The sequence below is a fragment of the Moorena sp. SIO1G6 genome (assembly GCF_010672795.1).
GTDB lineage: Bacteria > Cyanobacteriota > Cyanobacteriia > Cyanobacteriales > Coleofasciculaceae > Moorena > Moorena producens.
This window is the reverse complement of the sequence record NZ_JAAHFZ010000017.1, coordinates 113547-135710: the sequence shown is the minus strand read 5'-3', so window position 1 is coordinate 135710 and position 22164 is coordinate 113547. Positions and strand designations below refer to the sequence as shown.

The window sequence follows — 22164 nt, the reverse complement described above, 5'->3', positions numbered from 1 at the left end:
GCAGAGGTGCGACCCGTGGCGAATTTAATTCGCCAACGGAAAGCGCACCTAAGCGGTCTTGGGGGTTTCCCCCACTCGCTATTGCATCAAGAAGCGCAAGAGTTTGACTTCTGACAAATGACTTCTGCTATACCTTAGGGAAAGCGGGGATGAAATGGTTTTCTAGTGACATACTCCCGACGCTGACAAGCACGGTACAGCGCGGGCTTCATTAAACTAAGCCAGTGAGTCACCTCTGACTCGTCTTCAAAAACGTACGTGATACTTTCGCATCATACGGCTCATCATTACAGTACAATCCTTGACATTGGCTCCTCTAGAACGGATTTTCATCTAACTCTTTTGAGTTGGTTTTGCTTCCGTGTTTGGCATCATGGCAATGTAGGTGTAATAATTCGAGATTTTTGTCTGAATTATTTCCATCCAGTGCGCGTGGTATTATATGGTGCTTTTCCAACAAATCTCCATCTCTGTTCGCGAAGCGTCGGCTACGCCGAAGGTAAGACCACTGCGGAGTGCATTTCCGGAAACGAAACCTAAGATAGGGTCGCCTTACTACAAAAGCGCCGTTACCTTTTACCCATAACCTACCAACGTTTGAAGTTACCCTATCTTAGGGTAACTTCAAACCCTTCTTGCCGTTTCAAAAGCCTTCCCGGAGACGAAACCTTAGAGAGGGTCGCCTTATTAAGCCCACCTACTTACGTCGTGTTTTATTGTATATTAATTACGAAGAGTATTCGATGTGCCTTGCGCGCATTCTTGAATGTACAACCAGCTTCTGGAGAAACCATTGGCTTAGACGGCAAAGTCCTTAAAGGTTCAGATCAGATTGAAAACGATAATCCCAATTCCGACTCCCAAGGAGACGAAACCTTAGAGAGGGTCGCCTTATTTCATATAACTTAAAACTATTACCCATAACCTGTTCCTATAAAGGCGACCCTCTCTTACGGTAACTTCAAACCCAGCAATTATGTTGGTCAGTTCTTACATTGTTGAGCGGGGCTTGATTTTAGAACCCTTTGAAGTTGATGCCAAAACCAACGAAATTAAAGCTTTACCAGAGTTGCTCAAGAAACTGGCTCTAAAAGGAGTTGTCAATGCCAATGATGCTATTAATACCCAAAAAAAACTTGTGAATTTATCGTCAACAGTGGCAAGGATTATATAGCTGCTTGAAAAGGTAACCAACCAAGTCTATTTCAAGATGTTAAAACAAATTTTAGACCGGAATGGCTCTTCCGGCAATATGGTGTAAAATGTAGCTAGTAATACTAAATGCTGTTAACCGACGGATGGACTTTCATCTAGATATAGCAGTCGCCAGGGTAATTAGGACATGACAAAAGTCTCAAACTACAGTATGGCAAGAGTTTAACTTCTGACTTCTGACTTCTGACTTCTGACTTCTGCTATACTTTGTTAAATTTACCGAATGTAACCGTGTTCACTTCTTATAAAAAAGAATAATTTATAATATTGAATTTGGATTTATTAAATGAAGTAATTAACTGTCCTAAGTGTCAAATTTATACGAATGACATTAATCAAAATCGACCAATTTTAGTGCGAGATTTATCCATATAGCGCTTTTTAGCCTCATCAGGTACACATATTTTTTTCCCTCTTCCCTCTTCCCTCTTCCCTGCTTCCTGCTCCCTGCTCCCTAAAACCTTAGGTGCGCTTTCCGTTGGCGAATTAAATTCGCCACGGGTCGCACCTCAAAAACTTGTACCTTACTAGATTAAAAACCGCTATATGTGGGCAAGGAGTATACTTACAAGTGCCTCGTCGTCAATTTTATTGTTGTCACTGTCAAAACTACTCAACTGAACCTTTAAGCTTTATATAAATGGGTCGTAATTATACAAAAATGGATGAATAATATATCTATAATAAAGTTCAAGAATTAACAGTGGCACAAGTAAGCAAAAATGAACAATTAAGTCAAGAAAAAGTCGAAAAAATTTTTAAAATAATCCATAAGCAAAAAAAAATACTGGGTAACTCCACAACGGTTAAATATAGATGAATTTAGTCGAGCAAAAGGAAAAATAAAATTTGTTACCGTTGTTTGTGATATTGATAACAGTTATTTATTATAAGTAATTGACTCTCATAAGAGTGAAGAAATTATAGAAGTACTCAAGGAGCAACCTATTGCAATCAGGGGAAAAATCAAAGAAGTCAGTGTAGATATGTGGGGTGGATTTCAGAAAGTTGTCAAGGAAGTTTTTCCGTTCGCGTAGCGTGCGCGTAGCGCAAATGCTAATCTGGGAATAGATAGATTTCATGTCATAAAATTAGTTAACAAATCTCTGAACAAAATTCGCCTAGAGTTAGAGGGAATGGGGAATGGGGAATGGGGAATGGGGAATGGGGAATGGGGAATGGGGAATGGGGAATGGGGAATGGGTAATGGGTGATGGGTAATGGGTAATGGGTAATAGGTAATAGGTAATAGGGGGAGCATGTCACTAATGCCTAATATTTGTACATTATCTATAGCCCCCTCATGGGTAAAAGCCAAGCTGATCTGGTAAATAGTTCATCTGTTCTGCAACTAAGACCGGCTCAATAACATGATTTTTGTTGTTTTGTCAAGTAGTTCATTTGTTAGGCTTATTTGACCTGCTCCCCATCAAGACAGCGTGCCCGTAGCGCATTAGCTGACCGCTGAATGCTTACAAATCAACAAGCGGGTGATCGGACTCGAACCGACGACGTTCAGCTTGGGAAGCTGACATTCTACCACTGAATTACACCCGCAAACCTTTAACTATTATTTAACTATTATTGGTATTATAGCAGTTCTTAATTGGGTCAGGTACTTCACCCGATTGAGCATTGCTAGATCAAGTGCGCAAGAATACCCATCATAAAGAAGATTGATAGGGAGATGGGGCAGATTTTTATTAAGGTTAATTACCCGGACAGGATCTGATCGGGGCCTTCAGCTTGGCTTTTTGGTAAGCTGTAGACAAAGATTAGCCTTCCCCATTGCTGCTAGTATAGCGCCCAAGGATCACTTAGTAATGCTTTGAGGTGTTAACCCTAAGCGAGCTATACAAAAGGTTAAACTACCAAAAATTTAAATCTACCAAACTAGTAAAACTAAGCCAGTGTCATGGGAATACTGGACTTTGTCTTAGCATTTAAGTCAATCAAAAATCATGTTTAACACCACTGAAATTCTAATTAACGCCTTTGTTATAAGACTCCGGGAAGGCTACCGCCGAACTTACGGGGGACTCAACCCTGACAACGAAGATATAATTGCTTGGGCTGGCAGCATGGCAATGGAAAATATTGCCAACAGTGATGCCCTCTATCACAATGTGGAACACTCCATCCTAGTTACCCTCGTCGGACAAGAGATTTTGCGAGGCAAACATATCCGTGAAGGTGGTGTAACTCCTGATGATTGGTTACACTTTATCATTTCTTTGGCATGTCATGATATTGGCTATGTTAAAGGAGTATGTCGCCAAGACCGAGAAAATGAACGACTCTACGCTACTGGTCAACATGGGGAGATGGTTCATTTACCCCAAGGCTCTACCGATGCTGCTCTGACGCCTTATCATGTCGATCGGGCAAAATTATTTATTGATGAGCGCTTTGGTGGTCACAACCTGATTGATGCCGAGTTTATCAAGCGCAACATTGAACTGACTCGTTTCCCTGTGCCGAAGCAAGGGGATCATCAAGATACAGGTAACTATCCTGGATTAATTCGCGCCTCTGACTTGATTGGTCAACTGAGTGACCCACGCTATCTCAAAAAAACTAGTGCTTTGTTCTATGAGTTTGAAGAAACTGGATTTAACAAAACCATTGGGTACCTCCATCCTGGAGATCTGCGGCAAGGCTACTCTAAGTTTTACTGGAATGGGGTATACCCTTATATTCAGGATGCCTTGCGTTACCTATCCTTAACTCAGGAAGGTCAACAAATTACGGCTAATCTCTTCTCCAATGTCTTTGTGGTCGAACACTCACACAATCACAATGGACTGGGGAAAATGACACAAAAGGTTAATGTATAATCAGAAATTATGAACGGTGTTGAGTGAAGGGTGTTGAGTGAAGGGTGATTGGATCAGATTTCGATACCATCTTTGTATGGGTGAAACATAGCTAATGCAAGATACGCCCATACAAAGTAAACACGAGGTGCTTTTCGCGCTTTCGGAATAATCCTATGAACTGGTGGCAAAAACTTACCAAGAACCCTCTCGCCCGTTTTGGGGCATTGCTATTATTGACTTTTTATCTAATTGTCATTGCAGCAGATGTTGTTGCTCCCTATGATCCTTATGTGTCTCAGCCAGATGGTTCCCTGCTACCACCTACCAAGATCTACTGGCGTAACCAGCAAACCAAAGAGTTTATTGGTCCCCATGTATATCCCACAACCCAAGGACCAACGGATTTAGAGACAGGCGATCGCAAACTGATTGTAGACTGGCAAAAGCCGTCGCCAGTGGGTCTATTTGTTCCAGGTCGGGAGTATAAGTTGTTTGGAGCGATTCCCTTCAACCGTCACCTGTTTGGTACGGTGGGTGAGGGGAAGATTAATCTATTAGGTACCGATGAGCAAGCTCGTGATCAGTTTAGTCGCTTGGTGTATGGGGGTCGGATTAGTCTTAGTATTGGTCTAGTCGGAATTGCGATCTCCTTTCCCCTTGGTCTAATCATTGGGGGAATTTCCGGCTATTTCGGCGGCTGGGTAGATGGGATCATCATGCGTCTGGTAGAAGTTTTGATGACTATTCCTGGTATTTACCTACTCGTCGCCTTAGCGGCTGTGCTACCACCTGGTCTAACTAGTGCGCAACGGTTTTTGTTAATTGTTTTGATAACCTCGTTTATTAGCTGGTCTGGCTTAGCACGAGTGATCCGAGGACAGGTGTTATCGATTAAGGAGCGGGAATTTGTCCAAGCTGCCAAAACCATGGGGGCGAATCCCTTTTATATCATTGTACGCCACGTTCTACCCCAGACAGCTTCCTATGTGATTATCTCAGCAACCTTGGCAGTTCCTGGTTTCATTGTGGCCGAGTCGGTGCTGAGTTTGATTGGGTTGGGAATTCAGCAACCTGACCCGTCCTGGGGAAATTTGTTGTCTTTGGCAACCAATGCCTCAATCATCGTGCTACAGCCTTGGTTGATTTGGCCGCCAGCACTGCTGATTATTCTGACGGTGTTGGCGTTTAATTTACTTGGGGATGGTTTGCGGGATGCTCTCGATCCCAGAAGTTTACAGCGCTAGCTATTGAAATACTCAAGGGGGAAGGATCGGTCGAGTCTGGAAAAAGCCTTTTTTTCTCGGTTCAATCATCAACCTTGCTCCCCTTGAACTATAGCCCTCACCACAATAGTCCGAAGGATTCAGTTTTAACAAAACATCTCAGGGAACAATAATATTAGAAATGGAATGTTTTGTGGCTGTGTTTACCCATTATCAAATACTTACTGGCTCAGACAATAATATATAAAATACAAACCCAATCCAGAGCAAAGAAGAAGAGCACGGCAATTATAGCGTTGATCACAGTTATGAGGTACAGTATTCTTTGAAGCTGATTACCTGTTAGGTGCGCTTTCCGCATCTAATTATTAAATTCGCTCAAGGTGCGCGCCTCCTAGGCCGGGGAACCCGGCCTAGGGTCGCACCTTCGGGTCGCACCTGAAGATGCAGCGCATCCCTATTACCTATTACCTATTACCTATTACCTATTACCTATTACCTATTAGCTATTACCTATTACCTATTACCTATTACCTATTACCTATTACCTATTACCTATTACCTATTACCTATTACCTAAAATCCCGAAATTTTGTACCTCATAGCTATGAGAAGTGCTATAAATAATAGTAATACTGGCTAGTTGCTGTTAGGATTTTGCGCTCCAATTAATTTTAACAGAGTACTAGTTTTGGCGACGATAAAGACTTTAAAAAAGACCTAGTTTTGATAAAAAAAATATTTTTTGTTTCTTTATAAGAATCGACAATTCCTTGTCTGTTTCTTTACAGTCCATGTGGCAAGACAGTACCAGTTAGAAGAGACATAGGGACTGCGGACATGAAAGCATTATCACTGGAAAGTGTTACGGCAGCATCTAATCTACCCAAGGAGTCACCTCCTCAGGAGTATCGGAGTGAGTACCCCTTCCGGACACTACTTTATCTCTACCGCCAAGACCTAGGTAAAATCGGACTGTCGATGGCGGTGTATGTGATCAAACACAGTCCGGAATGGATCAGACCATTGGTGATTGCTAATGTAATTGATATTATTGCCAACCCAAGCACTCACCCACTGTCGGAGTTATGGATTAATGGGGCTATCTTAGGGATTTCTATACTGCAAAATATCCCCACCCATTACTTACACATCCGGTTTATGAGTCTGGCGACTCGCAACATGGAGTCGAATCTGCGCTCAGTAATCACCCAGCAGCTGCAACTGCTTTCGATTGGGTTCTACAAAAATAACAGCAAGGGAGCACTACAAACTAAACTCTTGCGGGATGTGGAACAAATTCAAGGGTTGGCAACAACCCTGTTCCAGTTTGTCCCTGCGGCTATGCTAACTATCTTAGTAGCAATTGTCGCTACTGCTATTCGTGCTCCTTGGTTCTTGCTGTTCTTCCTGGGAACTGTTCCAGCAGCTGTGATTCTGATTTCGGTACTCAGACGACCGATTCGCGATCGCAATTCTGCTTTCCGACAACAACTAGAAGAAATGGCAGCTAGCTTAATCGAGATGATTCAGCTAATCCCAGTCACACGAGCTCATGGTGCTCAACAGACTGAGATGGAACGGATTGATGGCAAGTTAGTGACGGTGAAAGAGGCAGCGGTGCGACTTGACTCGATTAACGCCATCACTGATTCCTCTTCTTGGGTAACCCTACGGTTATTCAGTCTAGTTTGCTTGATCACCTCAGCCTGGTTAGTCTATACCAAGCAATGGGCAATCACAGTGGGGGATGTGGTGTTACTGACCGGCTATTTTGATTCCCTGACTAACTCGATAGTGCAAATTCTAGCGGTATTGCCACAGATTGGCAAAGGTTTTGAATCCATTCGCTCAGTGGGTGAAATTCTCGAGTGTCCTGACCTAGAGCGCAATCCTGGTAAGATAGCTCTGCAACAGCTGCGTGGTGAATTCACCTTTGAGTCCGTTAGTTATCAGTATCCCGATACGGAACAGTTTGCCATTCAAGACTTTTGTCTACAGGTCAATCCTGGGGAAACCATTGCCATCGTCGGACCATCCGGAGCCGGAAAATCGACCTTATTAAGTCTGATTATTGGTTTCATGGCTCCCACAACCGGAAGAGTTTTACTAGATGGTACAGATATGAGTAGCCTCGACCTACAGACCTATCGGAAATTCCTATCAGTGGTTTCCCAGGAGACTATCTTATTTGAAGGTACCGTGCGAGAGAATATTGTTTACGGCAGTCAACAATTGGATGAAGAACAGTTAATCAAGGCGATTCAGGATGCCAATGCTTTAGAATTTATTCAGGAATTGCCCTCGGGACTTGATACTCTAATTGGGGAAAATGGGGCAAAACTTTCTGGTGGTCAACGGCAACGATTAGCGATTGCTCGTGCTTTAATTCGTAATCCACGGGTGTTAGTTCTCGATGAAGCAACATCGTCTCTAGATACTGCTTCGGAAGCTTTGATTCAGGAAGCGTTGGAACACTTGATGGAAAATCGCACAACGTTTGTGGTAGCTCATCGCCTATCAACGATTCGGAAAGCTGACCGGATTGTAGTTATGGAACGAGGGCATATTGTAGAAGTTGGCAATCACCCTCAACTGCTGGCTAAAGATGGAACCTATACACAGTTACATTCATTACAGATATAGCAGTTATGGCGCTACGCGCAAGTCAGAAGTCAGAAGTCAGAAGTCAGAAGTCAGAAGTCAGCTATGACTAAGTTTCGGAGTTTAGGAATGTCCTGACCTTCATGTGTAATGCTATATCAATGGGGTGAGGTATAGAATTATGGGTTTTAGGGAGTAGGGAGTAGGGAGTAGGGAACAGGATAAAAATTATGTGTACCTCATAGCTATGAGAAATGCTATATCACTGAGGGAAATCACCGAACTGTTCTCGATAACGAGCTAACAATGACTCCATTTGAGCTAATTGCTCCTGAGCTTGTTGCTTTTGCTGACATTCTTGTTCGGCTCGTTGCTTTTCGAGTTCGGCTGCTTCAGTAGGGGCAGGAACTAGTTGTCCTTCTGGAGTAAACCAACGTAATTTTGAGTCATAAATTCCCAAATATAGTGCCAACTGTTGACTCCACAACCAACCTTCTTGATTAGGCTCAAGTTCGAGATAACAACCATCTACCAAGTGGAAGCCCTTTAATTCCAGGGTGTTGGGGTCAAACCAGAAATAGTCGGGAGTACGGAATGTATCCTGGTAGATTTGCTTCTTTAATCCTCGGTCCGTATCTGCTGTGGTAGGGGAAATAATTTCTACAATCACATTCGGATACTTCCCCTCTTCTTGCCACACTACCCAACTGTTCCGAGGTTTGCGCTCAGTTCCCAGCACCACAAAAAAGTCAGGCCCACGAAATTCTTCAGACTTACGTTGTCGAGGACTGTAATAAATAGTCAGATTTCCCGAGACATAGAAATCATCACGCTCATCCCACAACCACTCTAGGCATTGGATGAGTAGGGTCATTTGTAGTCGATGTAGATCAGTTTCCAAAGGTGGTTCGTCACTGAATAAATCCCTAGGGGGAAATATAACATCTTCCGGTACAGTTGTTGCCTTTTCTGTTGGCGTTTCTGTTGCCGTTTTTAATTCTTGAGTCAAAGACATGGCGGCTAGGGTACAATAAGTAGGTAGTACTTATTAGTCTAGATTATCATCATTATATCCAGTCAAGTAATATCTGAACAAAGTTGACAAAATTATCAATATCTGAATCTTAATGATTCAGATAATAAATGATTAATCACTCATGAATAATGAGTAATAAAAATTGATGTCAAAGCTCCAAACCACTTTTTTGCAACTTCTTAAATGGATCCAGAATGAAATCAATAATACGACGCTGCCGGACAATCACCTCGGCTGTTGCAGTCTGACCTGGAGTTAAGGTAATCTTTTTGTTTTGGGCTTCGATATAGGGCTTTTCTAACTCGATTTCCAGTTCAAAACTTTCTAGCTTGCCTTGGTTGGTTTCTGTCATCTTCGAGTCTGGAGAAATCCAACTCAAGTTACCTTTCAATACCCCATAGTTTTGGAAGGGATAGGCATCAAACTTCATCTTCACTGGCATTCCTACCTGTAAAGACCCACTCTCTGTAGTCGCTATTTGGGCTCGGAGTACTAGGGCTGAATTCTCTGGTGCAATCTCTACAATTACCTCTCCCGGTTGGACAACATCCCCAGCGCCTTGGATCGGCAAATGAAAAACTGTGCCAGTAGCAGGAGCCTTGAGTACTCGTTGCTCTAACTGAAATTCCAAGGATTTAATCTGGCTTTTTACCTGGGCAATTTCTGCTTGCAGGGTAGTAATTTCTGTTTCCAGATTCTTCAGCTGTTCCTCAATTTTTAGCATCGCCAGTTTACTCCCTTGCACTAGACTCTGATAGCTACGTTTCTGCTCTTTCAGGCGAAGTTCAGCTTGCTGAATATCAGCCTTAGCTTCATGAATAATCCGCTCGTAGCTGCCTTGCTGCTCTTTGAGGCGGGACTTGGCTTGCAAAATATCGGACTGGGCTTGGACAACGCTTTGGTAGTTTTCTTTTACTAGCTGTTCCGCTTCAATGAAGCGGTCTTGTGAAATGACACCTTCCTCAAACGCTTGTTTGTAGCGTGGGAGTCTTTCCTGGGCAGCTGATAACCGAATTAATGCTAATTTATAAGTTGCTTGGCTCGACTCAATGGATTGCTGAACTTGATTGATTTGGGCCAGTTTTTCCTCTTTTTGTAAATTATGGATATTCTTGAGAGAATCAAGATTATACTTTGCCTGCTCCACTTGAACCTGTTTTTCCAATTCTTGAGCTTGGTTCTGTTGCTGTTGGGTATGCAGCCCCAGCATCAATTGATTCTTGAGTAGTTCTAACTGCGCCAGCCGATTCTGTTGACCTGTCTGTTTTTGAAGCAACTGCTCGAGCTCAGCACGAACTAAATCTGATTCTAACTTCAGTAAAATCTGTCCTGCCTTTACGATCTCCCCCTCTTTGACTTTCAGGGCAGCCACCGTTCCAGAAACTGGTGCATCCAACCTAATGGTTTTCCCCTTAGGCTCAATCCGCCCTCTGGCACTCCCGGTCTCATCTACCTTGGAGAGCATTGACCAAGGTAAGAGGGTACCGGCAAAGATGACTAACAGATAGAGCAATCCCCGAGTCCACGCTCGTGGCAAGGTATTGAGCAAGTCATGGGTGAGTTCAGACCAGTCATCACCGAGAGATGGTGATGAGGCTGATGGTGATGAGGCTGATTGAGTTGGTGGTGGTGTCTGATTAGTGTTTAGCGAGTCCGGTGGATTGGTGACTAAACTATTGCGAGTTATATAGTCATCGTTTGGCTTTTTCGGAAAGCCTGAGTTTGGAAAGCCTGAGTTAGGGTCGTATGGCATAATCCACAATTGGTAATTGCTATAGCATTTTTAAAAAGGGAACAGGGAATAGGGAATAGGGAATAGGGAACAGGGAGTAGGGAGTAGGGAGTAGGGAGTAGGGAGTAGGGAGTAGGGAGTAGGGAGTAGGGAGTAGGGAGTAGGGAGTAGGGAGTAGGGAGTAGGGAATCGGGAGTAGGGAATCGGGAGTAGGGAGTAGGGAATCGGGAGTAGGGAGTAGGGAAAAAAAATATGTGTAAATTATTACTATTAAAACCGTTATATATACTTGCTTGTTTTTAAACTTTTAGCGACAATTATTTTTATTTTATTTACTTTAGTTTAAGTTTACTATAAAACAAAAAAAAAGCATTTTTAATAACTATAATTTACACAGTATTTTTTACCGATTCCCGATTCCCGATTCCCGATTCCCAGATCCGCTGTTCCCTGTTCCCTATTCCCTTTAATTAGGATTTCAATCAGCAACAGCAATAGTCAGTTGTTGCTGATTGAGATAGAAGTAGTGACCACGCTTAGCCATCAATGCCTCGTGGTTACCACTTTCGACCAAGATTCCTCGATCAAGTACTAGAATTACATCAGCTTGGCGCACGGTAGAGAGGCGATGAGCAATAACTAAGGTGGTTCGACTTTTCAAAATTGAGTTGAAGTTAGTTTGAATGATGCGCTCGGATTCAGCATCGAGGTTGCTGGTGGCTTCATCTAAAATCAACAAGCGGGGATTCCCTACCAAAGCACGGGCGATCGCTAGGCGCTGACGTTGACCACCAGATAACATACCACCCCCCTCGCCAATCTGAGTTTCATAACCCATGGGTAGCTGTTTAATAAACTCATCTGCACCAGCCTGTCGCGCTGCTTCCATAATTTCTGCTAGGGTTGCTGAGGGATCACCCATGGCAATGTTTTCCCGAATGGTTTTGCCAAACAGAAATGTATCTTGGTTAACTACACCAATTTGCTCCCGCAATGAGCGCAGGGAAAGACTGGTGATGTCTTGACCATCAATTAACACTTTGCCATCGGTGGGGATATAAAGCCCCAAAACTAATTTGGAAATGGTGGTTTTCCCTGAACCACTGCGACCGACTAGAGCTACCATTTGCCCTGGTTTGACCTCAAAACTGAGATTTTCGAGTACATTAATATCGCTTTGAGGGTGATAACGAAAGGTGACTTGCTCAAAGCGAATGTGACCCCTCAGTTGTGGTAACGATTGACGAAGTTGCTGCTGCAAATCTTCTTCTGGTTCCGCATCCAGCACATCATTGATGCGTTCCACTGCAATCAGAACTTCCTGCAATTCATTCCACAACACGGTTATGCGCTGGAATGGGTCCATCACATTATTTAGCAACATATCAAAGGCGACTAATTGACCGATGGTGAGTTGGTTTTGAATCACCAGCCACGCTCCATACCACAGCAGAGTAGTAGTAGCAACTGTTTCGATAGTATTACTGAATATTTGTAACTGGTTGCTGATGATTTGTCCAGAAAAGCTAGTTTTGATCGACTTATTCAGGAGTTCCTCCCAATGCCAGCGCACTGTTTGTTCAACTGCCATGGATTTAATTGTGTTAATCCCGGTCAGGGTTTCGATCAGATAGCTTTCTTGATTAACTAAAGCATCGAAGATTTCTCGGGAAATCCGGCGTAAGAAGGGGGTGGCTATTAATGCCAGCAGGAAAAATGGCGGCACAATTAACAACACTAGCGCTGCCAGTTTCCAGCTGTACCAAAACATCAGACTCACGTAGACAAAAACAGTGAGTAAGTCGAGCAAGATTGATATAGCTTCGCCAGTGAGGAAGCTTTGAATTTTTTGGTTTTCCTGGACGCGGGAGACAATGTCACCGACAAAACGAGACTCAAAGAAGTTTAAGGGTAATCGGAAGGTATGGCGAATAAAGCCGACAATCAAGGCCAGATCGACTTTGTTAGCGGTGTGGTCTAGCAAATATTGCCGCAAGCCAGTCATGGCAACTTGGAATAAGCCAAACAGCAGCAAGCCTAAGCCAACAGCGTTTAAGGTCAGGGTACTACCTTGCACTATTACCCGGTCTAACAATAGCTGTGTGAATAGAGGTGTAACTAGTCCGAAGATCTGAACTAAGATAGATGCGATTAATACCTCTAGAAGCACCAGCCCGTGAGGTTTCATTAATTCAAAGAACTGCCAGAAGGCAACACTCGCCTCCTTGGCTTCCTTGAGCATTGCTGTCGGTTGCAACAGAAGGGCATAGCCAGTCCAATTTGCTTTGAAATCGGAATGGTTAAAGGTTTTTTGACCAATGGCAGGGTCTCCTACAATTACGCGATCGCGAGTCACTTTATAGACCACGATGTAGTGTTTCCCCTCCCAATGGGCAATAGCGGGCAGTTTCTCTTTTGCCAATCGGTCGAGACTAGCTTTGACCGGTCGGGTAGAAAAGCCGATGCTTTCTGCTGCTGTAGCTAGACCTCGTAGTGATGTGCCATTGCGGTCAACATTGGCAACATCCCGCAAACGATTAACACTGAAACGTTTACCCCAGTAGCGACCGATCATCACTAAACAAGCAGCACCACAATCTGAGGAACTCTGTTGGGCAAAGAACGGATAGCTTTGAGTAACTTGCTGCCACCAATGGCTAACTTTGACTGTGGGGTTGGGAAAGTAAACTGGACGGGTCTTGGGCTTTGGTTTTCGCTGTGGAGAGGGTTGAGAAGCTGCGACAGCTGACAAGGTCTTAGCCAATGCTGGAATAGGTTGGTCATTAGCCGATGGGGTAGCATCAGACTCAATCAGCTCACTAAGTTGTGGCAAGTGGAGTAGGGCAATTTTGCTATCACCATTGCTGAGACTATATAGCTGAGTTGGCATCCTCACCTGCCAAGAGTTTCCTTCCTTTAACTGGGAGGGAGTGTAGATGCTGCCAGCATTGAGGGTTTTGCCAGAAGCATGGAGTAGCTCTCCGTGTCGGAGCAGCCAAAGTCTTTGATTGTTTAGTAGATAATCTGGGAGTGTGCCCACTTCCAGAGTATAGGGTTTTAATAGCGATAGCGTTTTAAGTAACCCTTCTCGGGGTAGATTCTCGAAAAAACCATTGCGACGACACAATAAGAATAGATCCCGCAATACTGCTTGTCTATGGAGGTGATCCCGGATGCTGGGATAGTTACGGAGCAACGGCTGCAACAACTCACCAGCAAGATAGCAAAGCTTGAGCTTGACAGAAGCTCTGGCAGTGTAAGGCTGAAACGATTCTTCTGGAAACAAGGTCAGCTCGCCGAAGGTGCTGGATGCTTCTAGGGAAGCCAGTAAGTTATTGTGCTGATCAAGGAGCCTGACTTTGCCAGCCATAACGATGTAAAGGCCAACATTTCCATTACCTGCTTGCCAGAATCCCTTACCTGCCCTTGGTTCCAGAATTTTAATACCCTTGAAGCAGCGGTCGAGTTCTTGTTGAGGGAGTGCTTGTCCCAGGGTCTGGGCAAGTTGTTGAGCAAAATATTGCTTGAAAGCACCTTGAGACGATGAATCCTGAACCATGGAGTTTACTCCAATCAATCAAAACATTCCTAGAGCTTGGATTCAGTAATAAAACTCTGTATAATTTATTGATGCCATTCCGTAAGTTTTGAATGACTAAAATCTACCTGTGAGATATTACTGAATTAGCTCTGATTAGGATTTAATTTGCAATCATTAGGAAGTAATGATTGCAATAAATAATCTGTTTTTGGCCTGCTACCAAAGTGTCAGTTATCAGTAAGTTTTCAGTAATTTTATTACCAGTTATGAGTTGTCTTATTAGTTGTCCGAAGGACTAGACGTTAACTCTTGATAACCAACTATTAGCTTCTCAGTTATTGCCACCATTTTGTACTAGTTGTACTAGCTATACTAGCTGTACTAGCTGTACCAGCTGCTGATTTTGTGTGGATTGAATGGCCACAATTTCAAAGATTCAGTTAATGAGGCAGAAGACAAGTTGCGAACAACAATGCCAGAACCCTCAGTTTCAGAAGGATTCTTGGTATTCTTGGCCTTGGAGGATTTATGGCGGGTGGAAAGTCCCATTTTTTTGAGCAGACGGTTGATATGGCGATCGCTGACTTCAATGCCAAACTCTCGGGTCAGATGCTTGTTCAACCAATGGGCTGTCCAAGAGTGAAATGAATAGCCATACTCACGGGGACTATGACTCACCAGCTCTTTCAAACGTTCAAGGTATTGGTCATTAATAGTCTTAGGTCGGCCAATTGGCAAAGCATTCCAATTGTGCATGTTACCAGTTTGGAGTTGGCAAATCCAGTACCGTGCGGTTTCTTGAGAGCAGTGTAATGCTGTACAAATTTGAGTCTGAGACTGACCCTGATCTGCCAGCAACATAATCTCAATCCGACGACGATATTCTGGGCGTAAATTGGTTTTTAGGCTTTCTAGCAGCAATTGTCGTTGATCTGGAGTCAAAAACTGACCTGCTTCTATATCGCTGCTTTCTGGAGCGCTGTGTTGAACGTAAGTTACAACCATATGACAGCTAAATTGGTTGACACACCCTATACTGATAAAATTCTATTAATTTTTCAAGAAGTTTTAGTAAAGTTTTGTTGAAAACATCATAATTATGAAGCTCTGCATTGCTGTTATGCATTTTTAATGCATAACAGCAATGCAGAAGGCAGAAGGCAGAATGAACAAGAGTTTCACGGTTTTTTTCCTGATTTACTAAAAGGTAGTTTAAATGGGCGACAGCTTAACTAGAAAAAAAGAGCCATTTTGGCTGAGGGGGTGACAACAAGGCTAAAAGCGATGCAGTGGCCTCACGGGGGTTTCCCCGACTCGCGCGATTTGTCTGAGTTACATCAAGAAATGCTTATTCTTAATAGGATTGGTTTTGCCATTAAGAGGATTACGCTTTCTTGACTGCCCTCACTGTATTAATCACTCCGAAAATCCAATTTTTCTACCGTTTTATATAAAGTTTTGTAACTATTATGATCAAGTTTTGTAACTGAGGGGGTGACATGAGCCCCAAAAAGCTTACTCTATAAGGCTTTGATGCCAATGGTGTCATGGAAGATACAGTCGGAAATTAACCCTAAATTCATTTTAGGGAAGCTCAAACCCTTATAACTACGTCCAAAGGAGCCCCCAAAACAGAATGTATATTTTTGTGAATTATCGGCTTAAATTATTACCCAGTAAGGATTTCAGCTTGCATGTCACCCCCCCAGGTTTTGTAACGAATCTCAGAAAACAAGGAACTTGAATCCAAGTGTAAACTTTCTGTCAGTACTCCTTCTTTTTTCCCTGCCTAAGGGAGCACTGTTGACAAACAGGTTTTGTCAGTCCGGCTTCCTGGAGGTAATTATACCAGAAGATGCCAAACCAGTCATAGTTGAAAACTATCCGAACTTTTCTAGTTTACCTGCGGAATGTGGGCTCCCGTTATAAGTGGGCAACAATTTCTATCTGTTCCATTTGTTCCTTTAGCCAGTCAGAAAACAAGTCTGAAAGAATCTCAGAGCGCAACTGCTGATCCAATTGCGGTTGAATGATTTCCTCAACCAAAATCAGGTGTACTCCAGATGAGGTCACAATTGGTTGGAGAATCTGGGGCGGACTGGCAGCAAAAACCGCTGCCGCAATCTCTGGCTTGAGTTCTTGGCGCTGTAGTATTCCTCGATATCCCCCAGAGCGGCGCAGTGACAAGTCCTGAATATGTTGGCGAGCAATCTCATGGAAACTGATTTCCCCTTCCTTGAAGGCATAAAAGAGTTCCCACCCTAGGTCTTCGTCCTCCAAAACCACTTCGTACATGACAACTCCGGCATAATCAAGCTGGTGTTCATAAAAAAAAGACTCAACTTGACCGTTAAACAGATGTTGAGCGACCTTGTCAGCGATGGTGTTGGTGTAAATCAATGCTTCAAAATCATCGAGAGATAGATGATGTTTTTGCAGCCACGACCAAGTCTCGTCAGTGTTATGAAGATCGGTGGCGAGACGGAAGTCGTCTGCTGCCTGTTGGAGTTCTTCCGGCTCCACTTGAATGCCAGCCTCTGCTGCTGCTGACTCAATAATCTTGCAAGTAACGATGCCCTCCACTAAGCTAGGAATTTGGCAAGAGAGCCTGACATGCTCAAAAAGAGCTTTCTGGTCAATAGTAATCAAGCTTTGCATAATATCCTGCTGAATTTTACTTAATTTGAAACTCAATCGTTAGTTGGATGAGGCACTAGGGACTATACCTAATACCTAACACCTTGGCCTAGGGCGTGTCTTCAAACTCGGAGATCCCCCTAAATCCCCCTTAAAAAAGGGGGACTTTGAGTATGGCTCCCCCCTTTTTTAAGGGGGGCTGGGGGGGATCATAATCTTGCCGAAAACTTTGAAAACACGCCCTAACCCTCAAAACTAAATTGACAGTCAGCCGTCAGCCGTCAGCCGTCAGCCGTCAGCCGTCAGCTTATTTTCTTCAAAAGCACCGATCTAGTAGCCTGGCCACAGGCCAAGGCTGATAGCTGTTCGCTTAGCGTGCGCGTAGCGCATTAGCTGAATGCTTACAATTGACAGACTACTAGGGTTGAAATGATTCATAATTTCTTATTTTAGCCATCCATCAATGAATTTTGTCTGAAAAAAGATTAAGTTTAGTTAAGATTAATTTAATTGAATTGGGTCTTGACATCGAAAAGAAATAATTCATTAATTTATGTCTAAAACTAAAAGACAAACCCCATACATTATGTCTTATCCACTAGAAATAAAGCCTTGTTTTATGTCTAAAAAAGACTAGCTAGATTTAAGTCCAAAAACAACTATAAAAACCCTTGACATTTTCTGTTTTTGGTACGAGGATTAACTTAAGAAGTTAGCAAGCTAACTAGTCATGAATAGTTACCTGATTGCTAACTAACCCACATCTGAAATTAAGGAAAAACCCAAATGTCTAGTATTAAAATCGCTGAACTGCGTCCTGCTGGTTCAGAGCTATTCCAAGATTCTGAAAGCTTCCTCAATGAGCTAAGCGATGGTCAGGAAATGGACATGGTTTTAGGAGGAGGAGGAGTATTTAGTATAAATACCGCTAGTCTGGTGACCGTAAGTAACGTTAACGTCATTTCGTTTCTCTCGAATGTTAACTTTAATAAGGGTAAGGGTAAGGGTAAGGGTCGGAGACGCCGCCGCCGTCGTGGTAAGCATTAAGTTCCTTAAGTAAAGGGATTTCGCTCTTTACGAAGTCGGTTGTAACTGATATCTTGCACTAATGTCAGTAGTCAGCCAGGGTTTAAATACCTGGCTGATCAATCAAGTCCTCTGACCTAGAGCGTCGGTCCAGTAGACGTGGTTGACAAGTATACAAAAATGTGGGTGGTGTGAAAATCCGGCTCGAAATCTAGGCGGTTTTCTGTTGAGTGGTTGTGGGCATTCTGGCTAAAAGATGAAGATTATGGACAACAGCCATACGTCGTAAATCAAAAAGGTTCTTACGAATTCCTAAATAACGAGCGCGAGTACCCTGCCATTGACCAATGTGAGCAAGGCTATGTTCAACAGTGATTCTCTCTCGTAGTTTGGCTCGAGCAGATTGAGAAGTTTGGTATTGCCGTAATTCCTGTAATAGAGATTCATCCGGATGAATAGAAACTGTGCGACCTTTGATGTTAGTTGTACATAAGGAACGTTTGGGACACATCTGACACTTTTGACGAGGAAATTGAACTACTTTACCTTCATCAAAAGGAATGCTAACTCCATTGGGACAGCTAATTAATTGCTGTTCCCAGTCAAGAACAAATGCTGTTTTGTCAAAAACTTTACCGTTACGGACTCGCCAAGCTTTACAAATAATGGTCAAGTTTTCATCACGTTCTTTTACAAAATGACTATTGAGATATCCTCGGTCTATATGTAATTCTTTCAATATTATAAGTTGAGCTTTTAAGTCTTCCGCCATCCCTGGAGTGACACTGGCTTCGGGAACATTAGCAGGAGTGACTCCGACTGCTCGTACTAAACCTGAGTCTAAATCTTTAAGAATATGACGTTTGTAACCATCAAACCTCTTGCTACTACTTTTACGTCCATGACGCATGTGTTCGTCTTCAATGGAGATGCGCCGATTTTTGGCAACACCTTTACGGAGCTTTGGGTCGCCGTTATCTATTACCTCCACATCTTGTGCTTCCACGGTTCTAGCTACTCCCAGATGTTGATTAACATCCTTGAGGGTTTGCTCATCCAAGCTCGCTTCTTGTTCGACCCACGATTCAACTTGATTGAGGGTTTGGAGAATGGTTATTAAAGCTTGTGTTCTTGAATCTGGGTCGTCCCAATCTAAATCTAAGGCAGCTTTTAAACTTGACCCTGCTATGAGAGAAGCTCCTGATTGTGAAGCAATGATATCTAATTTTTCCCCCTGTTGATGGGCAATTACTTCTAAGGCTTTTCGTAAGGCATGACCTAAGAGGTTGTAAGTATCTTCGACTTTTGCTGCCCCCCACAAAGGACTTGAATCGAGTGCTCCCCGCAAAGTTCGAGAACTAAATCCCCCTTTTTTTTCCACCATTTCTATGGTGCGTTCTACTAAGCGGCGATCCCCTTCACTAGCAATTAAAGCTGCACGAAACCTCACCAGAGTCCCTTTCCCAAAAGGTGCTTTTTCACAGTCTAAGCAATCTAACACCAATTGCCATCTTCTATCCATGTTGAGAGCTTCTATTACTTCATCATCAGACACTCCCATATAAGCTTGTAAAATTATAGCTAAACCTAGTTGTGCTGGTGGTACTGGGCATTTTCCCACTGTACTATCTTTAAATAGGGTTGCTAGTTCAGTTTGAAATTGCTCATCAAATAATTGATGACGAATCTCCCTCAAAATTAGAAATAGTTTAGCTTTTCGGATTTTTTTAGCTACTTGTTGCTCAGATGGGGAAAGAGCAATTGGAGGATTCCAGAAAAGGGGACGCATCGGTAAACTCTTGCTCAAAACACATATACAATATTTTCTATCATCCATCCCTTACCTGAAGTTTGACAATCAATTCAGCGGTAAGGGACTTCCACTAGTAATCCCAAGAGATTCTGATTCCCCGGAAGACCTACGTAAAGTCGGGTTTCGCACCCGTAAGATGAAACCCGGAATTCGTTGCGTAGTCGGAATGCTTTTCTTACACACATTTTCCTGTGTTTGTCAATCACTTCTACTGGACTGACGCTCTAGGAATCAATGTTGGCCACATTATGATTTCAGTCTATTTTAATGGACTTTATCCATTAGCCGGTTGGTAACCATTCAGCGGTCAGCGGTCAGCGGTCAGCGGTCAGCGGTCAGCGGTCAGCGGTCAGCGGTCAGCGGTCAGCGGTCAGCGGTCAGCGGTCAGCCGTTGGCCAGGCTACGCAAATGGCTACGCTACTTGAGGTGCCGTCCGCTGACGTAACAGAGATTAAACCAATGCTTACTTGTTGTCTTGATCCCAAGCGCGAGTGGGGTAAACCCCCGCAGGTCGGTAATGGTGCGTTTTCCGTAGGCGAATTAAATTCGCCACGGGTCGCACCTCTGCATTGCTTATTCAAAAGCTGATAGCTGATAGCACCTCAAGTAGCGCATTAGCTGTTGCCGTAGCGTGTGCGTAGCACATAAGCACCTCAAGTAGCGTGTGCGTAGCACATATAGCGTTGATCACAGTTATGAGGTACAGTATTCTTTGAAGCTGATTCCCTGTTAAGCACCTAAACAAAATTAATTTCCTACTACCAATCTCTGTAACCCTTACAGTGTAAGGCTTTGATTTTTTGAAAATGGGTAATTAATTTTGTGCACCTGCTTAGGTGCGCTTTCCGCATCTAATTATTAAATTCGCTCAAGGTGCGCGCCTCCTAGGCCGGGTTCCCCGGCCTAGGAGGCGCGCACCTTCGGGTCGCACCTGAAGATGCAGCGCATCCCTATTACCTATTACCTATTACCTAAAATCCCGAAATTGTGTACCTCATAGCTATGAGAATTGCTATAAGCTGATAGCTGATAGCTGAATGCTTACCCAAGATATCAGTTCAATCGGAGTCCTTGTGGCTCCGATTGATTATTTGCAAAAATCCCCAACCATAAGACCTTAATCAAGACGTTATGTCCAAAAATTAAAGCTGATTCTATTGACTTTTTGGGCTGAATAACTAAAGATAAATAATTAAGGATGGTATCAGCTATCAGCTATCAGCTATCAGCTGTCAGCCGTCAGCTGTCAGCCATTATTTTTTTTGTTAATTTTTTCTTTAAAATAACTATGCCATTTTTATTAAGTTTTAAAAATGTTTTCGAGTACCTGATTGACCAGGGAATCTGTACTGAACAGGAAAAAAGTCTGGGTAAAATTGAACCAAAGCCTGCGAAGAACTTTAATTTGCTCCTGACCTTACCAGAAGGTCGTAAGCTCCTAGTTAAACAAGAGCCTTACCACCAAGACGGTGAAACCGTAGGTGAGTTTTTGAAGGAATGGCGCTCTCAAGAGTTTTTACGACAATTCCCAGAGGTGAGTCACCTGGGGTCTTGGCTACCTGAGGTTCTCCATTTCGATCCAGATAATTCCATTATTGTTTTTAACTACCTGAGTGACTATCAAGACCTAAGCGAGTTCTACGGTAAGGAGAATGTCTTTCCGAAAGCGATCGCTAGCTCAATTGGAGCCATGGTAGCTAGTATTCATCGTGCAACCTTGGGTGGTCAGGACTATCAGGACTTTTTCTCGGAAAAATCAGCAGAGCCATCCCCTGATCAGGCTCAGAATCTGAGTAAGGATTTGGAACGGATTGGTCCGGAAATATTTAGTCAAGTACCCGTAGATGGTCTGAAATTCTTTGCCCTGTATCAGCGCTACGATAGCCTCGGAAAAGCGATCGCTAAACTGAGTAATAGTTTCGATGCTTGTTGTCTGGTTCACAATGACCTGAAGTTGAACAATATCCTTTTACCCAACGATTGGGAGCAAGCAACGTCAGCCCCAGAGTCAGATGGCATCGTTCGACTTAGACTAATTGACTGGGAGCGCTCTAGTTGGGGAGACCCAGCCTTTGATTTAGGCTCAATTATCACCAGTTACCTGACCATCTGGCTAAGTAGTCTGGCGGTTAGTAAGTCGATTGATATTGAAGAAGCATTGAATCTAGCTATGACTCCCCTGGAACAGATCCAACCTTCCATAGCTGCCCTGATTCGGACTTATTGCGATCGCTTTCCAGAAATTTTAGAGCGCTATCCTAATTTTTTGCAGCGGGTGATGCAATTTTCTGGTCTAGCCTTGATTCAAACCATCCAGTCCATAATTGAGTACCAGAAATCCTTTGGCAATACAGGGATCTGTATGCTTCAAGTAGCTAAGAGCTTGTTATGCCGTCCAGAAGCATCGATCCGAACAGTTTTTGGTATCGAGGAATCAGAACTGATTGGTCTTAATCAGATCTTGCACCAAGTTTAAAATTGGTAGGGAATAGGGAATAGGGAATAGGGAATAGGCAAT

18 protein-coding genes and 1 tRNA gene are annotated in these 22164 nt (G+C 43.3%); 10 read left to right on the top strand and 9 right to left on the bottom strand.

Features of this window, described 5'->3' with window-relative positions; translation table 11 throughout:
• Positions 1-316: 316 nt before the first annotated feature.
• Positions 317-460 (bottom strand): HNH endonuclease, encoded by a 144-nt coding sequence (locus F6K63_RS18235; protein WP_081431819.1) that lies wholly within the window; start codon positions 458-460, stop codon positions 317-319.
• Between the two features lie 290 nt (positions 461-750).
• On the opposite strand from F6K63_RS18235, the gene F6K63_RS18230 reads away from it, so the two are divergent.
• From F6K63_RS18230 to F6K63_RS37300, 3 genes are all read left to right on the top strand, one after another.
• On the top strand, positions 751-909 hold the full coding sequence (locus F6K63_RS18230) for a hypothetical protein (protein WP_154659987.1): 159 nt from the start codon (positions 751-753) through the stop codon (positions 907-909).
• A 67-nt stretch (positions 910-976) separates the two neighbouring features.
• Complete coding sequence (locus F6K63_RS18225; protein WP_008191272.1) at positions 977-1174, top strand: hypothetical protein; 198 nt, start codon at positions 977-979, stop codon at positions 1172-1174.
• A 937-nt stretch (positions 1175-2111) separates the two neighbouring features.
• Entirely contained in the window at positions 2112-2252 is a 141-nt protein-coding gene (locus tag F6K63_RS37300) for a transposase (protein WP_131827285.1), read from the top strand.
• A gap of 41 nt (positions 2253-2293) precedes the next feature.
• Here the strand turns inward: F6K63_RS37300 and F6K63_RS18220 are convergent, their stop codons facing one another.
• Together F6K63_RS18220 and F6K63_RS18215 are read right to left on the bottom strand one after the other, a co-directional pair.
• Positions 2294-2533, bottom strand: a complete 240-nt coding sequence (locus F6K63_RS18220; RefSeq protein WP_287265035.1) for a hypothetical protein — start codon at positions 2531-2533, stop codon at positions 2294-2296.
• A 167-nt stretch (positions 2534-2700) separates the two neighbouring features.
• Positions 2701-2772, bottom strand: a tRNA-Gly gene (locus tag F6K63_RS18215).
• 404 nt (positions 2773-3176) lie between these two features.
• Here F6K63_RS18215 and F6K63_RS18210 point away from each other — a divergent pair.
• The 4 genes from F6K63_RS18210 to F6K63_RS18195 all read left to right on the top strand — a co-directional run bounded on the left by F6K63_RS18210 (position 3177) and on the right by F6K63_RS18195 (position 7903).
• Entirely contained in the window at positions 3177-4052 is an 876-nt protein-coding gene (locus F6K63_RS18210; RefSeq protein ID WP_008191277.1) for an Npun_R2479 family HD domain-containing metalloprotein, read from the top strand.
• Positions 4053-4207: 155 nt separating this feature from the next.
• The gene (locus tag F6K63_RS18205) at positions 4208-5278 is read left to right on the top strand and encodes an ABC transporter permease (RefSeq protein WP_008191278.1); all 1071 of its coding nucleotides are present in this window, start codon (positions 4208-4210) and stop codon (positions 5276-5278) included.
• Between the two features lie 423 nt (positions 5279-5701).
• Positions 5702-5884, top strand: a complete 183-nt coding sequence (locus tag F6K63_RS18200) for a hypothetical protein (RefSeq protein WP_287265033.1) — start codon at positions 5702-5704, stop codon at positions 5882-5884.
• A gap of 213 nt (positions 5885-6097) precedes the next feature.
• On the top strand, positions 6098-7903 hold the full coding sequence (locus F6K63_RS18195) for an ABC transporter ATP-binding protein (RefSeq protein ID WP_287265031.1): 1806 nt from the start codon (positions 6098-6100) through the stop codon (positions 7901-7903).
• A gap of 220 nt (positions 7904-8123) precedes the next feature.
• Here F6K63_RS18195 and F6K63_RS18190 read toward each other — a convergent pair whose 3' ends face one another.
• From F6K63_RS18190 to F6K63_RS18170, 5 genes are all read right to left on the bottom strand, one after another.
• Positions 8124-8876 (bottom strand): Uma2 family endonuclease, encoded by a 753-nt coding sequence (locus F6K63_RS18190; protein ID WP_008191284.1) that lies wholly within the window; start codon positions 8874-8876, stop codon positions 8124-8126.
• A 169-nt stretch (positions 8877-9045) separates the two neighbouring features.
• A complete protein-coding gene (locus F6K63_RS18185) occupies positions 9046-10650 on the bottom strand; it encodes a beta-barrel domain-containing protein (RefSeq protein ID WP_287256762.1) in 1605 nt (534 codons plus the stop codon).
• 457 nt (positions 10651-11107) lie between these two features.
• Positions 11108-14188, bottom strand: a complete 3081-nt coding sequence (locus tag F6K63_RS18180; RefSeq protein ID WP_287254042.1) for a peptidase domain-containing ABC transporter — start codon at positions 14186-14188, stop codon at positions 11108-11110.
• Positions 14189-14551: 363 nt separating this feature from the next.
• Complete coding sequence (locus tag F6K63_RS18175) at positions 14552-15175, bottom strand: helix-turn-helix domain-containing protein (RefSeq protein ID WP_287312817.1); 624 nt, start codon at positions 15173-15175, stop codon at positions 14552-14554.
• 918 nt (positions 15176-16093) lie between these two features.
• A complete protein-coding gene (locus F6K63_RS18170) occupies positions 16094-16828 on the bottom strand; it encodes a peptidylprolyl isomerase (RefSeq protein ID WP_287254038.1) in 735 nt (244 codons plus the stop codon).
• Positions 16829-17593: 765 nt separating this feature from the next.
• Between F6K63_RS18170 and F6K63_RS18165 the strand changes: the two genes are divergently transcribed.
• A complete protein-coding gene (locus F6K63_RS18165) occupies positions 17594-17854 on the top strand; it encodes a hypothetical protein (protein WP_287257436.1) in 261 nt (86 codons plus the stop codon).
• Between the two features lie 190 nt (positions 17855-18044).
• On the opposite strand, the gene F6K63_RS18160 is transcribed toward F6K63_RS18165, so the two are convergent.
• Complete coding sequence (locus F6K63_RS18160; protein ID WP_287265029.1) at positions 18045-19622, bottom strand: IS1182 family transposase; 1578 nt, start codon at positions 19620-19622, stop codon at positions 18045-18047.
• Between the two features lie 313 nt (positions 19623-19935).
• On the opposite strand from F6K63_RS18160, the gene F6K63_RS18155 reads away from it, so the two are divergent.
• Entirely contained in the window at positions 19936-20091 is a 156-nt protein-coding gene (locus F6K63_RS18155; RefSeq protein ID WP_287265027.1) for a hypothetical protein, read from the top strand.
• An 843-nt stretch (positions 20092-20934) separates the two neighbouring features.
• On the top strand, positions 20935-22122 hold the full coding sequence (locus F6K63_RS18150) for a phosphotransferase family protein (protein ID WP_287254510.1): 1188 nt from the start codon (positions 20935-20937) through the stop codon (positions 22120-22122).
• The last annotated feature ends 42 nt before the right edge of the window (positions 22123-22164 follow it).